At 33.3% G+C, this 16759-nt stretch carries 11 protein-coding genes; 9 read left to right on the top strand and 2 right to left on the bottom strand.

Annotated elements, in window-relative coordinates; all coding sequences use genetic code 11:
• Positions 1–40: 40 nt before the first annotated feature.
• The 6 genes from ABGB03_RS14775 to ABGB03_RS14750 all read left to right on the top strand — a co-directional run bounded on the left by ABGB03_RS14775 (position 41) and on the right by ABGB03_RS14750 (position 10845).
• Positions 41–5602 carry an MG2 domain-containing protein gene (locus tag ABGB03_RS14775; RefSeq protein WP_347923413.1) on the top strand — a complete coding sequence of 1854 codons (5562 nt, stop codon included), beginning with the start codon at positions 41–43 and terminating at the stop codon, positions 5600–5602.
• 137 nt (positions 5603–5739) lie between these two features.
• Positions 5740–6639, top strand: coding sequence for an SH3 domain-containing protein (locus tag ABGB03_RS14770; protein WP_347923411.1), 900 nt, complete (start codon positions 5740–5742; stop codon positions 6637–6639).
• Positions 6626–6937 carry an antibiotic biosynthesis monooxygenase gene (locus ABGB03_RS14765; protein WP_347923409.1) on the top strand — a complete coding sequence of 104 codons (312 nt, stop codon included), beginning with the start codon at positions 6626–6628 and terminating at the stop codon, positions 6935–6937. Before ABGB03_RS14770 ends, ABGB03_RS14765 begins: the two co-directional genes overlap by 14 nt.
• Before the next feature lie 78 nt (positions 6938–7015).
• Complete coding sequence (locus tag ABGB03_RS14760; protein ID WP_347923407.1) at positions 7016–7390, top strand: endonuclease domain-containing protein; 375 nt, start codon at positions 7016–7018, stop codon at positions 7388–7390.
• 129 nt (positions 7391–7519) lie between these two features.
• Complete coding sequence (pbpC, locus tag ABGB03_RS14755) at positions 7520–9871, top strand: penicillin-binding protein 1C (RefSeq protein ID WP_347923405.1); 2352 nt, start codon at positions 7520–7522, stop codon at positions 9869–9871.
• 35 nt (positions 9872–9906) lie between these two features.
• A complete protein-coding gene (locus ABGB03_RS14750; protein ID WP_347923404.1) occupies positions 9907–10845 on the top strand; it encodes an endonuclease/exonuclease/phosphatase family protein in 939 nt (312 codons plus the stop codon).
• Here ABGB03_RS14750 and ABGB03_RS14745 read toward each other — a convergent pair whose 3' ends face one another.
• Positions 10846–11343, bottom strand: a complete 498-nt coding sequence (locus tag ABGB03_RS14745; RefSeq protein WP_347923402.1) for a YciI family protein — start codon at positions 11341–11343, stop codon at positions 10846–10848.
• Positions 11343–11813 (bottom strand): CYTH domain-containing protein, encoded by a 471-nt coding sequence (locus ABGB03_RS14740; RefSeq protein ID WP_347923400.1) that lies wholly within the window; start codon positions 11811–11813, stop codon positions 11343–11345. The genes ABGB03_RS14745 and ABGB03_RS14740 overlap by 1 nt, the downstream gene beginning before the upstream one ends.
• 107 nt (positions 11814–11920) lie before the next feature.
• On the opposite strand from ABGB03_RS14740, the gene dinB reads away from it, so the two are divergent.
• The 3 genes from dinB (at position 11921) to ABGB03_RS14725 (ending at position 16727) form a co-directional block, all read left to right on the top strand.
• Entirely contained in the window at positions 11921–13018 is a 1098-nt protein-coding gene (gene dinB / locus ABGB03_RS14735; protein WP_347923398.1) for a DNA polymerase IV, read from the top strand.
• A gap of 145 nt (positions 13019–13163) precedes the next feature.
• Positions 13164–14252 carry a helix-turn-helix domain-containing protein gene (locus ABGB03_RS14730; RefSeq protein WP_347923396.1) on the top strand — a complete coding sequence of 363 codons (1089 nt, stop codon included), beginning with the start codon at positions 13164–13166 and terminating at the stop codon, positions 14250–14252.
• Between the two features lie 138 nt (positions 14253–14390).
• On the top strand, positions 14391–16727 hold the full coding sequence (locus tag ABGB03_RS14725; protein WP_347923394.1) for a TonB-dependent receptor: 2337 nt from the start codon (positions 14391–14393) through the stop codon (positions 16725–16727).
• The last annotated feature ends 32 nt before the right edge of the window (positions 16728–16759 follow it).

The raw sequence follows: 16759 nt of genomic DNA, 5'->3' as shown, positions 1-16759 counted from the left end.
TCTTTTAACAAATTCGTTCAATTAAATACTATTTACAATTATGCAGCTAAAAAAATCTCTTGTCGTTTTCCTTCTCACAATAGTTGCTTTTTCATGTAAGCAAAAAGAAACTCAAACTAATAATCTTTTTAAATTCAAGGATTATATTAACTACACAACGTCTGGGTTGGTTTCTGTTACAAGTCCAATAACTATCAATCTTGTAAAAACTGTAGATGGTTGGAAACCTAACGAAGAGGTTTTAACAAATGTAGTAAGTATTTCACCTAAAGTCTCTGGAAAACTCATCTCTAAAAGTAGCAATCAGCTTGTGTTTATTCCTGAAAATTCCCTACAACCTGATACTGAATACTCAGTAAGAGTTAATCTTAAAGATATTTACGAAACTATGCCGAAAGGTTTTGAAAATTATACGTTTCAGTTTAAAACCATAAGACCAAATTTTTCGGTTATCACCAACGATTTACAATCTTATAGTAAAGAATGGCAATATATTCAAGGTGTTATTAAACTAGCAGATGTAGTAAACCTAGAAGATGCTAAAACACTTATTGGAGCTTCTCAAAACAACAAAGACCTTTCTATAAAATGGGATGAATCTATTGAAAAAGCTCGAATATTTGAATTTAAAATAGATAGCATTCATCGTGATATTGATGACTCAAAAGTAACCATCAATTGGAACGGAAAATCCATCAATGCCAATAATAAAGGCGAAAACACCATTGCCATTCCAGGTATTAACAACTTTTCGATTGTAGATGTAAAAGTAGAGCAATCACCTGAGCAATATTTATCCATTAATTTTTCCGACCCATTAAAAAAGCAACAAAATTTCGACGGTTTAGTAACATTAGAAGGCGTTACAAACCCAAAATATATTGTGGATGGTAACGTATTAAAGGTTTATACAGATTCACGTGTGGTTGGTGATATTCAAGTCGATGTGTTTCAAGGCATACGAAATACTGACGATTTTAAACTAAGAACACCTTTTTCAGAATCTATTTCTTTTGAAGCGCTAAAACCTCAGGTTAGACTTATTACAGGAGCAGGAATTTTACCTAATTCACAAGATTTAAGATTCAATTTTGAAGCGGTTAATCTTAAAGCGGTTGATGTGCGTATCATTAAAATTTTCGAGGATAACATCCTTCAGTTTTTACAAGACGATAACATTGGCAGTAACAGCGATTATAGTATTAAACGTGTTGGACGACGCATTGCAAAGAAAACCATTCCGCTTATAAAAGATGAAACTATAAACACAGGAAAATGGAAAGCCTACAGCATTGACTTATCTGAATATTTCAAGGCAGATGCTGGAGCCATATATCGTGTTGAATTAAGCTTTAACAAAGACTATTCACTTTACAATTGCGAGAATAATGAAGCTAACTCTGAAAATGAAGACTATTATGAAGATGAATATTATAGTGATGAATCGTTGGCTGAAAGCTCAGATGAAGACCTTCGCGAAGAACAATATTGGGATAACGTTGTTTACAATTATAAGCGCTATTCGTATAACTGGAGAGAACGAGATAATCCTTGTCATGATGCATACTATAATCAAGAACGTATGGTTTCTGGCAATCTCATGGCCTCAAATCTTGGTGCAATTGTAAAAAGAGGTACTAACAATTCGTTTCATTTTGCAGTCACCAATATTTTAAACACCAATACTGAAGCGAATGCAAAAGTAACATTGTATAACTTCCAGCAGCAACCACTTGCTTCAAAAATAACTGATGCTGATGGCTTCACTATTATAGATTCAGATACCAATGCTTACTTTGCTTTAGTTGAAAAAGGAAATAACACGACTTATGTAAAACTCAACGAAGGGAACTCGCTATCCTTAAGTAAGTTTGATGTCTCTGGAAAAACATTACAACGTGGATTAAAAGGCTTTATTTATGGCGAACGTGGTGTTTGGCGACCAGGAGATTCGTTACACTTAACCTTCATGTTAAACGATAATGCCAACCCTTTACCAAAAGGACATCCAGTAAAAATGGAAGTCACTGATGCAAATGGAAAGCTAGCCTACAGAAATATTACACAAAACGGATTGAATAATGTATATAGCTTTTCTGTACCAACATCGCCAGAAGATAAAACAGGAAATTGGAACGCTAAAGTTTCCGTTGGTGGCGCAAACTTTTATAAAACATTAAAAGTTGAAACCGTTAAACCCAACCGTTTAAAAATTAAACTGGATTTTGAAGACGAGGTACTTTCAATCACAAAACCATTACAAAGTAAACTCAGCGTTAATTGGCTTCATGGTGCACCTGCTAAAAACGTCAAGGCTGAAATAAAAGCAAAATTTAGCACAACTTCAACTGGATTTGAAACCTATCCAAAATATGTGTTTAGTGATCCAACACGTTCATTCAATACAGAAGAAATTACCATTTTTGAAGGTAATGTAAATGCTGAAGGTATCGCAAACGTGAATAAGAAATTAAACGTTGGCGCCAATGCTCCAGGAATGTTAAACGTATCATTCTTAACCAGAGCATTTGAAAATGGAGGTGATTTTTCTATTGATGCGTTTGGTAAAAAGTATGCGCCTTATAAATCGTTTGTTGGTCTGCGTTCGCCAAAAGGAAATGCGTATGGCTCGTTTTATACAGATGAAAATCAAACATTTGAAATCGTAGTTGTTGATGCCAAAGGAAAACCTATACAACGCAATAATCTTGAAATAAAAGTTTATAAAACTGAATGGCGTTGGTGGTGGAATTCCTCTTATGATGATTTAGCTTCCTATGAATCATCAAGCTATCACACACCTTTTACGAGTAGTACAGTCAATACAAATGCGAAAGGCGAAGCCAATTTCAACATCAATATTCCAGATGATGAAAGTGGTCGTTACCTTATTCGCGTGTATGACAAAGAAAGTGGTCATGCTACAGGACGCGTTGCTTATTTCTACAGAAATTGGTGGCAACGCAATTCTGGAAACGACAAAGAAGCCGCAAAAATGTTAGTCTTTGCTGCTGATAAAGAAACCTATACAATTGGTGAGGAAGCTAAAGTTACATTTCCTTCTGGAACCGAAGGTCGTGCATTAATTAGTATTGAAAATGGTACAGAAGTACTTAGTACAAAGTGGGTGAAAACTCAAAAAGGTGAAACCATTGCAAGCATTCCTATTACTAAAGAAATGACACCCAATGTGTATATCAATATTTCTTTGTTGCAACCTCATGCAGTCACCGAAAATGATTTACCTATTAGGCTATATGGCGTAATTCCAATTATGGTGGAAGATAAAAGCACGATTCTAGAACCTCAAATTTCTATGCCAAATGTGTTGCGTCCAGAGCAGAATATCACTGTGAAAGTCAGCGAAAAAAACAACAAAGCAATGACTTATACTGTGGCGTTGGTTGATGAAGGCTTACTGGATTTAACACGTTTTAAAACACCAAATGGTTGGGACGAACTTTACGCTCGTGAAGCACTTGGCGTAAAAACTTGGGATATTTTTGATGACGTGATTGGTGCTTACACTGGAAGCATCGACCAAGTGTTTGAAATTGGTGGAGATGGCTCTGCTTCCGAAGGCAAAAAGAAAAAAGCCAATCGCTTTAAACCAGTGGTAAAATTTTTAGGCCCTTTTGAGCTTAAAGCAGGAGAAACCAAAGCGCACAACATAAAGATTCCAAAATACATTGGCTCTGTTCGTACCATGATTGTGGCTGGAGATTCTAAAAATGCAGCGTATGGTAGTGTAGATAAAACAACACCTGTTAAAAAGCCATTAATGGTACTCGCTACCTTGCCTCGCAAATTAAGTCCTGGTGAAAAAGTAACACTTCCTGTGACTATTTTTGCTATGGAAAACAACATTAAAAATGTCAATATCAGTTTAAAATTGAGTGATGGCATTTCAATCATTGGTAATAAAACTCAACAACTCACTTTTGCAAAACCTGATGAGCAAATGGCATATTTTAAATTGGATGTTAGCAAAGCAAAAGGGATTAATACTCTTGAAGTGATGGCTTCTGGACATGGTGAAACATCGTCATATCAAGTAGAAATTGATGTAATGAATCCAAATCCATATAGCACCAAGGCAACCGATTTTGTTTTGGAAGGCAACACATCTCAAACTATAGATGTTGAAACCTTTGGTGAAATTGGAACTAATAGCGCAAGCGTTGAGTTTTCAACTTTGCCTCCAATGGATTTCGCTGGAAGATTGCAATATTTAATTCGCTATCCACATGGCTGTGTTGAGCAAACTACCTCTGGTGTGTTTCCGCAATTATATCTTTCAGATATTTTCGATTTAACTTTTGAAAAGAAAAAAACTATTGAAAATAATGTGAAAAGTGGTATTAAAAGATTGTCTCATTTTCAAAGACCTAATGGTGGTTTATCCTATTGGAGTGGTCAAAACAATGTTAATGATTGGGGAACGTCGTATGCTGGACACTTTATGATTGAAGCAGAGAAAAAGGGTTATGTATTACCATTAACCTTTAAGAGCAATTGGGTACAATATCAAAAACAAGCTGCTAAAGCGTGGCGACCAAGCTATAAATATTACAGAAGTGATGTCGCTCAAGCCTACAGACTCTATACCTTGGCATTAGCTGGACAACCAGATTTGGCATCGATGAACCGATTAAAGGAATTTTCAGAATTAAGTAACGATGCTAAATGGCGATTAGCTGCTGCTTATGCACTTGCTGGACAACCTGAAGCTGCAAAAGCGATTTCAGCCACAGCAAATATAGAATTTAGTAGCGTGCAATATGATTATTACACTTATGGTTCGGTTGATAGAAATAGAGCTATGGCACTGGAAACCATGGTCATCCTTAAAGATTCCAAAACTCGTGATATGGCTGAATTAGTTGCAAAACGTTTGTCATCAAGTCAATGGATGAGTACGCAATCTACTTCATATAGTCTATTGGCTATGGCAAAAATGGTCAACGAAAATGGTGGCAAAGATTTGAGCCTAACATTCAAACTTAATAATGGTAACCAAGAAATTATTGACACTAAAAATGCCATTTCACAACGTGATTTAAACATCAACGATGGTAATAATCAAATTGTGGTCAACAATACAAAAAACAATACCATTTATGCTCGTGTGATGACTTCTGGAAAATTGCCATTAGGAAAAGAAATTTCAGAGCAAAGAGGATTAAAAGTCTATTTGACTTATAAAGATTCACAAGGCAATACCATAGATATTACTAAGTTACAACAAGGTCAAGATTTTGTTGCAAGCATACAAGTTACTAACCAGAAAAATGAACCAATCAACGATGTGGCACTCACCCAAATTTTCCCTTCCGGATGGGAAATAGTAAATACGCGTTTTACTGCATTTGGAGAGGCAGCCACGAATCAAGCTGATTATACAGATATTAGAGATGACCGCGTAAATTTCTATTTCAATCTGAATAAAAGCTCGAATGATGGAAGCACAAAAACCTTTAATGTGCTGTTAAACGCTTCGTATTTAGGAACCTATTATTTACCAGGAACACAAGCCGAAGCGATGTATGATAATGACTATTTCGTGAGGACGAAAGGTCAGTGGATTGAAGTAATTAAATAAACAAATTTGGTCGGTTCAAAGAAATCTTCTAATAAGTAGAATCATTTTTTGAATGAAATTGTCACCTTGAGCGCAGTCGAAAGGTCTCAATAATACTATCTGATTTTATCGGACTGACCTTTAACACCTTAAAAAAAATGAAAACAATAATAAGTTTATTAGTAACAATTGTAGCATTTGGCTACGTAGAAGCACAAGACATTCAATACGTTAATGCCGAAAACGGATTAATAGTAAGAGAAAAACCAAGTCAAGGCGCCATAAAAGTTGGTATGTTGGACTATGGAACAGCAATAGAAATTACCGAACACACCAATTTAAAACTCGACGTTGTCGATGGTGGCACAAAACTTACTGGTGAATGGGTAAAAGTAAGAGGTATTGACGCTTACGAATTCTTTGAAGAAGGCTATGTTTTTAATGGTTATTTAACCGAAGAAAAACTAGAAAAGCGATTTAAAACAACTTATGATGAGTTTACTGTTACCATTGAAGGCGTTACAGAAAAGGAAAGAATAAAAGGAGAAATTAATCCAGACTTTAATGGCGTATTGTTCTTTAAGCTAAATGATAATGAAACATTAGAAGGTAAAACTGTTAGAGTGAAACATCATCAAGAATTTAGAACTATTGAAGTATTCCAAAAGCATGAAAACAGCATTGCAATTTCTGATGATAAATCGCACTGCGATATCATTAACTGGCAGCATTACTACTCTAGCTGGAAGCCTTTAAAAACCATTTCAAGCAATAAGAAGTTTGAAGCTTTGCCAATTTCAGAAAAAGAAGCAAGCAGATTTATAGACGTAAATATTGAAGAATTAAAAACGGTTGTTAACGATGCGTGTGGCGAAACTTGGAGTGACGCTATAAAAGATGCTGCCTCTTTGAATGACTATCCTACAAAAGTTGTGGTAAGCAAACTATATTTACGCATTTTAATGACAGATATTGATGGCTATAAAACAGAGAAGATAATTATCTTTGAAGTACCACTTAATAGTCAAACAAAAAAAGAGTCTTATGCAAAACTTTAAACCATACTACGCAGTAATATTTACATCCACTTTAACTAAAAACAATGAAGGCTATAGTGAGATGGCACAAAAAATGGAAGATTTAGCCAAAACCCAATCTGGATTTTTGGGTATTGATAGTGCACGAGAAGATGTAGGTATTACAGTGAGTTATTGGGAAAGTTTAGAGGCTATAAAGACATGGAAACAACATTCAGAGCATTTAATAGCACAACAAAAAGGGCGTGAGCAATGGTACAGTTGGTACAACACCAAAATTTGCAAAGTAGAGCGTGAATACGAGTTTAATAATATATAAACTTCCTTCCCTATTTTAGGGAAGGTGAATTTAATTCTACTAAAAGAATTAAATTCGGAAGGGTAAAATTATAAAGGAATGAGTGAAATCCATAATCAAAAACATCTTGAAGAGCGCAGGAAAGAACTTAGAAAAAATCTAACTCCTGCCGAAGCAACCTTATGGAAATCATTACAAAGAAAACAACTAAAAGGAAGAAAATTTAGAAGACAACACAGTATTCAAAATTTTATAGTTGATTTTTATTGCGCTTCTGAGAGATTAATAGTAGAACTCGATGGTGCTGTTCATTTAGATTTTGCACAACAAAATTATGATTTGGAAAGAACTGATATTCTTGAAAATCTTGGACTCAAAGTAATTCGGTTTGAAAATCGGTTGATATTTGAGAATTTATCCGAAGTATTAGAAGAAATCATCTGTCATTTTAAAACCACCTCGTCTTCTGAATAAAAATTCAGAAGCCACTCCTCCTTCAAAAGAAGGAGAGTTGTGTGAATAAATTTTAATAGGATGAAATTCCTTCCCTTATCAAGGGAAGGTGGATTTGATTTCACCAAAAAAATCAAAGACTGAAGGGTTATGAAAAAAATAATAAGCTACATAAAACGTAACAAAATAAAATCAGCAGTAGTAATAATGCTGCTGATTGCTTATTATTTCTGTTTGCCAAAACAACTGTTTACGGACCCAACAGCAACGGTTATTGAAAGTCGGGATGGAGAATTGCTTGGTGCTATTATTGCTAAAGATGGTCAGTGGCGATTTCCTCATAACGATAGTATTCCTGAAAAATTCAAAGAATGTTTAATCTTGTTTGAAGATGAATATTTCTATAAACACCCTGGATTTAATCCTATCTCAATTTATAAAGCTCTAAGAGATAATATGAGTTCTGGTGAAGTGAAGCGAGGAGGAAGCACACTCACACAACAAACCATTCGTCTGTCTCGAAAAGGAAAATCAAGAACATATACTGAAAAAATCAAAGAGATTATCCTTGCAACAAGGCTTGAGTTAAGATATTCAAAAGACAACATTTTAGCTTACTACACAAGCAATGCACCTTTTGGTGGTAACGTCGTTGGACTTGACGCAGCCTCATGGAGATATTTTAATAGAAACGCTAACGACTTGTCTTGGGCAGAAAGCGCTACACTAGCAGTGTTGCCAAATGCACCAAGTTTGATTTATCCTGGAAAAAACCAAGAGCGTTTACTCAAAAAACGTAATACGCTTCTTGAAAAACTATTAAAAAACGAGGTTATTGACACCTTAACTTATGAATTATCAATTCTAGAAGAATTGCCTCAAAAACCCTATCCTTTACCGCAAATAGCGCCTCATTTATTGCAAAATGTTGCCAAAAGCAATTATGGAAAACGTATAAAAACATCTATTAAAAAACAAGAACAAGAACAAACCAATGCCATTGTAAAAAATCACTATAATCAATTACGCCAAAACGAAATTCATAATATTGCGGTCTTGGTTTTAGATGTCAACACACGAAAAGTTGTGTCGTATGTTGGCAATGCGCCAACCGATAAAACACATCAAAATGCAGTAGATGTCATAACCAAGCCACGAAGTACAGGAAGCATTTTAAAACCCTTTTTATATGCTGCTATGTTAGATGCTGGCGATTTATTACCAAATACTTTAGTTGCAGATGTACCAACGCAATTTGGAAGTTACAATCCGCAAAACTACAGCAAGGAATTTGATGGTGCAGTTACTGCCAAACGTGCTTTGGCTCGTTCGCTTAATGTACCTTCAGTAAGATTATTGCAACAGTTTGGTTTAGATAGATTCTACCATTATCTCAAGCAATTAGAATTAAAAGACATAAAAAAGAATGCCAATCATTATGGTTTATCCTTAATTCTTGGTGGTGCCGAAAGCAATCTTTGGGATTTATGTAAAAGTTATGCTGCTATGGCTGGAACCGTTAATCATTTCAATGAAAACTCAAGTCAGTATTATACAAACGAGTTTTTAGAGCCTACTTTTTATGCAGATACTGAAATAAATTTTGGTAACCTCAATGATGAAAAAATCATTTTTGATGCAGCTTCCATTTACCTCACGTTTGAAAGTATGAAAGAAGTAAATAGGCCTGAAGGCGACGAAAACTGGCAGTTCTTTGACTCCTCTAAACAAATAGCTTGGAAAACTGGTACAAGCTTTGGTTTTCGTGATGCTTGGGCCATTGGTGTCACTAAAGATTATGTAGTTGGTGTTTGGGTTGGCAATGCTGATGGTGAAGGTCGTCCAGGATTGGTTGGTGTACAAACTGCGGCGCCTATTTTATTTGATGTGTTTGATATTTTGTCTCATAGTGAATGGTTTAGCAAACCTTTTGATGAAATGCAAGAAGTGGATATTTGCTCAAAAAGTGGTTACAGAGCATCTCCTAATTGCAACGAAACAGAAACCAAGTTTATTCAACTTAGCGGTTTAAAAACCAAACCCTGCCCTTATCATCTGTTGGTGCACTTGGATGCCTCAGAACAATATCAAGTGAACTCTTCTTGCGAATCGTTAGCAAATATTAAAAACACATCGTGGTTTGTGTTGCCTCCTTTAATGGAATATTATTATAAGTCTAAAAACCCGTTTTACAAACCCTTACCTCCTTACCGAAGTGGTTGTGTGTCTGAAGGAGCTATAACCATGCAGTTTATCTATCCAAAACAATCTGGTAAGTTCTTTTTACCTAAAGATTTTGACGGAAACACGAATGAACTTATATTAAAAATAGCTCACTCAAAACCAGAAACAACCGTTTTTTGGTATTTGGATAACACTTTTATTGGCAGTACTAAAGCCATTCACGACATGGCTATTTTACCAAAATCTGGACAACACTTAATTACAGTTGTTGACGAATTTGGGAATGAAGCCAAGCGGTTAATTGAGATTTCGGAATAAATTTTTAACTTTAGTTATCTCTAAAATAATAACTTATGCCTGCGTTTCCAAAACCTAACTTCGTATATAATTTTGACCTCAATGCTGAGCTTCAACATTTAATTAATCATAAAGTCACGCGTCAAGTTCCAGAAAAGTCTGATGATAAATTACTCATTGCTACTTGGAATATTGCTAACCTCGGACTTCAAGATAGATGGAACGAACACTACAAACTTATTGCCGAAATTATTAGCTGGTTTGATGTGATTGCTGTTCAGGAAACCAATGATAATCTTATCGGTTTAAACAATATTGAGCTTGAATTACCTAATTACTACGATGTCATTTTTTCGGATAAAGGTGGGAATAATGAGCGTTCTGTTTTTATTTTTAACAATGAAAAAGTGAGTTTATTGCAACTTATTGGTGAGATAGCTATTCCTCCAAAAGATTACAAGCATATAAATCTTGCTAATGTTAATTCTAAATTTACTGGATTTGATAGAAATCCTTATTTATGTTCATTTGAATGGAATAATGAAAAGTTAATCTTTATTACTGTTCATTCGTTTTTTGGAAGCGAGGCTAAAAAAGACATTGAGCGTAGAGCCTTGGAAGCTTATGCTATATCTAGGTATGCAGATTTAAGAAAAAACTCAAAATATGCCTTTTCAAAAAACATTATTACTATGGGAGACTTTAATATTCCTAAAGTTGAAAAAGGAGATCAAACTTATGATGCACTAATGAAACGTGGTTTAAAGCTTCCTGAGCATTCCACACAAATTTATTCCAATATTAATAACGACAAACAATACGACCAAATAGCATTTCTACCAGATTTAAAATCTAAAATTATAGCCCATGGTGTGTTTGATTTCGATAATGCTATTTTCCCAGATTTATGGCAAACTAATGTCTCGAATTTTAAAAAATATTTGAAGTATTATGTTTCTGACCACAGACCAATGTGGATAGAGTTGGAATTGTAACTACCTCAACGGAAATCCTTTTGCTGCCCACCATGGATGCATTTCAATTACTAATCGTCCTGCTTTTACCATTGGGTCTGCATTAGCCAAACTATCTGCCATTTTAAAAGTTGGCACATTGTAAATGGTAATACCACTTATATCACTATCATCATCAAAAGGGCCTGAAATATCTGCATAACCAAGCTCGTACATTTTACCTAAATGAGCCATATGAGCTGCTTGAAGGTTATTGGCTTCTTCTTCAGGTTGAGAACGGTTTGGGCCTTTTTTTAAAAACGCAATAAAATACTTTTGCATGATGATAGTGTCTTGCTTTTTTTCATCTACATAATCAAAAAGCTCAAAACCTTTGGCTAATAGCTCTTCTTTTAACTCTTTAGTAGATTTTCCTTTGTTTTCTATTGGCTCTTCAACAACTACAGGATTGTCTTTTGTTTCACTTTTACATGCTACAAAAATCAATAGAATTACGATGCTTAACATTGTTTTTTTCATTATTCCCAAGTATTAAATGGTTGTTTACTTAATTGTGAATTGTAATATTTAATATTTCCTGTGACTTCTTCTCCTAACCAATCTGGTTTTGTAAATACCTCATCTTCATTTTCTAATTCCACTTCAGCAATTAGCAATCCTTCATTATCTCCATAAAACTCATCTACTTCGAAAACATGATTATTAACTTTTACTTCATAACGTAACTTGTCAATGATTCCTTTTTCGCAAAATTCTAATAATGCTTTTGCATCCTTTTTAGAAATATCTTTTTCCCATTCAAAACGTAATAAACCATCTTTAGACGACAATCCTTTTACCGTCAATATGCCTTTATTATCTTTAAGTCGAACCCTTACTGTTCGTTCAGGATCACGATTTAAAAACCCTTGGATAATTCTAAATTTCTGGTATGCTTCTTCTTTAAAAGCATTAGAGGTTACTAAAAATTTACGTTCTATTTCTATCATGTTCACTTTCCACAAAAGTGGAATTTAATTATTTGTTCTCGATACATTTTCTTTAAAAAAAGAAAACACTCGAACTGACATATCTTATAAAAACCTAAATTTACGCTATGCCAAACGATTTACCAATAAGAAAAATTATTCATGTAGATATGGACGCGTTTTATGCGTCTGTCGAGCAAATGGATAATCCTGAACTTAAAGGTAAACCCTTAGCGGTTGGTGGTGGTGGAAAAAGAGGTGTTATTAGTGCTGCAAGTTATGAAGCGAGAAAATTTGGCGTAAAAAGTGCCATGTCTGGAAACTTAGCTATTAAGCTTTGTCCTGACCTCATTTTTGTGAAACCCAATTTTGAACGTTATAACGAAATTTCGAAAAAAATTAGAAAAATATTCTACGATTTTACCGATTTGGTAGAGCCACTATCGCTAGATGAAGCCTATTTAGACGTGACACACAATAAAAAGGGAAATCCAAGCGCATCACTCATTGCTAAAGAAATTAGGCAGCAAATTTTTAATGATGTTGGCTTAACAGCTTCCGCAGGGATTAGCATTAATAAATTTGTGGCAAAAATTGCAAGCGATTATAATAAACCAAATGGACAAAAAACAGTTAATCCAGAAGAGGTTTTGGAGTTTCTTGAACAATTAGACATTAGAAAATTTTATGGTATTGGTAAAGTCACTGCCGAAAAAATGTATCAAAAAGGCATTTTTACTGGAAGAGATTTAAAAGCAAAGTCGCCTGAGTACCTAGAAAAGCATTTTGGAAGGTCTGGAAAATCGTACTACTATATTGTACGTGGTATTCATAATAGTGAGGTCAAGCCACATCGCATTAGAAAGTCGTTGGCGGCTGAACGTACCTTTTTTGATAATCTAACAAGCGAAGTCTTTATGCTTGAAAAACTAGAGCAAATTGCTAATGAAGTTGCAAAGCGTTTAGAGAAAAGTAAAGTAGCAGGAAAAACCATTACTTTGAAAATAAAGTATAGCGATTTTACCTTGCAAACACGAAGTAAAACTTTGCCATATTATATAAGTGATACAGCTATTATTTTAGATACCGCAAAAAAATTATTATATCAGGATACGTTAAAAGAATCGGTTAGATTATTAGGGATTTCATTATCTAATTTGAATACCGAAACCAAGAAAAAACCTGAAACCAAAAGCGTTAGTGTGCAATTGAAGTTTGAGTTTTAACTGTTTGACTTTATCAAAAAATTCTCGAACTTTGTTTAGCACTTGATATAGAACATTGAAACATTATATATAATAACTACAGTGTGCAACCTAACCCCAATAGTGAAAAAACAACCTAAAAATATAAAAGCCCAAGTACATTTAAATGAATAATCTAATTGTAATTTTAACATATGGTTCATTGTTATTGCTTTCATTTCTATTAATAGCAAATCCAGTAAAAGTCAACAAGAAAGCAAATTTTTGTTTTGGAATCATGCTTTTTCTATGGTCAACTTTTTGGTTCGAAGAAATTTTTACTTTAATTGGTTTTGATTTTCAAAACGATACGTTTTGGATGCCTATTCGTTTTTTTCAATTTTTAACACCCATTGTCTTTTATTATAGTATCGCTTACTACGCAAATCCTAATTTTAAATTCAAAAAAAAAGATTTGATGCATTTAGTCTTTCCAATTATACTACTTGCTTTTTTAGTGATTAAACAAGCTTATAGAGACAACCCTAACATATCAAAGGCTTTAAATGCGCTTGTAATTATTCAAGCATTTTATTTTATCATCCTTTCATATATTAAAATTCAAAAGCATAAAAAAAGAATTCGTCTGTTTTCATCAAATACTGTTCAAATTGACCTCAAATGGTTAGAGTTAATAATTCTTGCGATATTAATTTTGGTTGCATTTATTGGTGTTTATAATATCCTGTTTAGAGGATTAGATTTAAACATATTTGCAAATATTGTATCGCTATCAATTATATACTTTATTGCTTTTAACTCATTAAAACAAAAAGAAATTTTCTTACTGGATGAAAACCAACGAAACCTAATTATTACGTCAGATGAACAATCGAAAACAAAAAAACGAAAGGTTATTTCTGATGATGAATTAGAAACTCTTAAGTTTAAGCTTATTGATATTATGAATACTATGAGACCATATTTAGATTCAGAATTATCCCTTACTCAACTAGCAGAAATAACGGAATTAACTCCTCATCAACTATCATATTTAATAAACATTGGATTCGATGAAAACTTTTTTTGGTTCGTAAACAGGTATAGAGTTCAAAGAGTGAAAGAATTGCTTTCTGACAAACAAAACAATTATAAAACTATACTTGGGATTGCTTTTGAATCTGGTTTTAATTCAAAAACATCATTTAACACAACGTTTAAAAAAATTAGTGGGCAAACACCTTCAGAATTTAAAAAAAGTAGTTCTTCTTTATAACGTTAAACTTTTAAAAAACGTACTCATTGAATATCAAATAGTTATATTCTATAAAAAATAGGTTCTACAATATAACTTCGAACATAAAAACAAACATTCTTATCTAATTTTGGAGATCATATAACGACACTCTATTTTATGGTCAAGAATATTTTTTTGTTCGCTTATTTAATCTCAACCTTCTTTATTAATGCCCAAGATTTAACGCAAAACATTAAAGGTAAAGTAATCGATAATTCTTCGAAAGAACCTATCCCTTTTGCCACAATAGTAATAAGAGGTACTGACCCAATTATTGGAACAACCTCTGATATGGATGGAAACTTCCTTATTGAAAATGTTCCTATTGGTAGATATGATTTGGAAGCTTCTTACTTAGGCTATGAGCCAGTTATATTTCCAGAAGTTATCGTAACATCGGCTAAAGAAGTTGTTCTAACCATAACTCTTACAGAAAGTGCGTTTGCATTAGATGAAATCGTTATAAAACCTAGACTTGTAAAAGCTAAACCTCTCAACAAAATGGCAGCTGTTAGTGCACGAATGCTAAGCGTAGAAGAGGCAAATAGATACGCTGGAGGTTTTGATGATCCAGCACGTTTGGCATCATCTTTTCCAGGAGTAGCCAGTAGCCTTAGTAACAATGCAATTGTTATTAGAGGAAATGCACCTAAATACTTGCAATGGAAAATTGAAGGTATTGAAATACCTAATCCAAATCATTTTGCAGATTTAGGATCTTTTGGTGGTGGTGGATTAACAGCCTTAAGTAGTAATTTATTAGCAAACTCTGATTTCTTTACAGGAGCATTTCCTGCTGAGTATAATAATGCTTTGTCTGGAGTTTTTGATATTAGAATGCGAAATGGCAATAGCTCTAATTTTGAACATAGTTTTGACATTGGGGCTATTGGGATAGACTTCGCCTCAGAAGGCCCACTAAATATAAAAAACAATGCTACATATCTCGTAAATTACAGATATTCAACATTAGGTCTTGTTTCATCTTTGTTACCAGAAGGTGCGGAAGGCACAAATTACCAAGACTTATCTTTTAAAATAAAACTCCCTACAAAAAGAACCGGATTATTCTCTATTTGGGGAATTGGATTGATAGATAAATCTGGTATAAAACCTAAAACAAAAGTTGAAAAACAAATCTACTATCAAGATATTGAAAAACAGGATGTAAAACAGTATATGGGAGCATTTGGGTTAAATCACAGACTTATTTTTGAAAATTCTGCATATTTAAATTCTACATTAGCAATATCTACAAATGGTATCGATTTAAAAACAGATAGACTAGATGATAATTCACAATTGCAACCAGAAAATGAAATAGATAATATAAACTACAACATTACTTTTAAGTCATTCTTAAATAAAAAATTCAATTCAAAACACACTAATAAAACAGGAATTACACTAAGAGGCTTAGGATTTAACATCAGTTTAAAAGAAAATCAAGATACTACAAATGGCTTAAACACATTAGTTTCAGAAGAAGGCTTCAGTTCTTTAATATCTGGACATTCAAGTTCTTCTTTTTCATTTAAAAATTGGCAATTAAATGTTGGTTTAAATGCTCAGCTATTCACATTAAATAATAGTTTTACACTTGAACCTCGTTTGGGAATAAGTCATGAATTAAATGACAAGAATATAGTAAGTTTTGGTTATGGTTTGCACAGTAGAATTGAACCCCTAAATATTTATCTTGCTACTACCAATAATTCAAGTTCCAATCAAGCTAATAAAGATTTAGATTTTTCAAAAGCACACCACTTTATATTTACATATGATTGGCATATTTCAGAAAAAACACATTTAAAGGTTGAGCCTTATTTTCAATACTTATTCAACATTCCCACTATAGAAAGCACTACAACGTCTCTTATAAATTTACAAAATGATTGGTTTATAAATGATACATATATTAATAATGGAAAAGGAAAAAACTATGGTTTAGACTTAACTTTAGAGCAATACATAAACAATGGTTTCTACTATTTAATTTCTGCTTCTATATTTGATTCTAAATACAAAACAGATAATCAAAAATGGTATAACACAAGGTTCAATAAAAACTATCTTTTTAATGCTTTAGCTGGAAAAGAATTTAGAATTGGAAAGAATAAACAAAATGTTCTTGGATTAAACTTAAGATTAAGTATACAAGGAGGTGATAGATATTCAATAATTGATAATACCGCTTCTGTAATGGAACAAGATGTTATTTATAATGAAACGACACCTTTTACAGAAAAAGCAAAAACGTCATTTATGACTCATTTTACCATGAATTACGAATGGTACAAAAAGAAAACTACTCAAAAATTATCTCTAAAAATATTAAATGCAACAAATTACAAAGAATTCCAAGGTCATCGATATAATATTAAGACCAATATAGTTGAAGAATTTAGAGAGGCATTAATAATTCCAAATATTAGCTACAAAATATCATTTTAAATTAAAAGACAGCTCACAACAAAGATGTATAA

The sequence above is a fragment of the Pontimicrobium sp. SW4 genome (assembly GCF_039954625.1).
In the GTDB taxonomy this organism is placed as follows: domain Bacteria; phylum Bacteroidota; class Bacteroidia; order Flavobacteriales; family Flavobacteriaceae; genus Pontimicrobium.
Note: the sequence above shows the minus strand (reverse complement) of the source record. Positions and strands in the feature narration are given on the sequence as shown.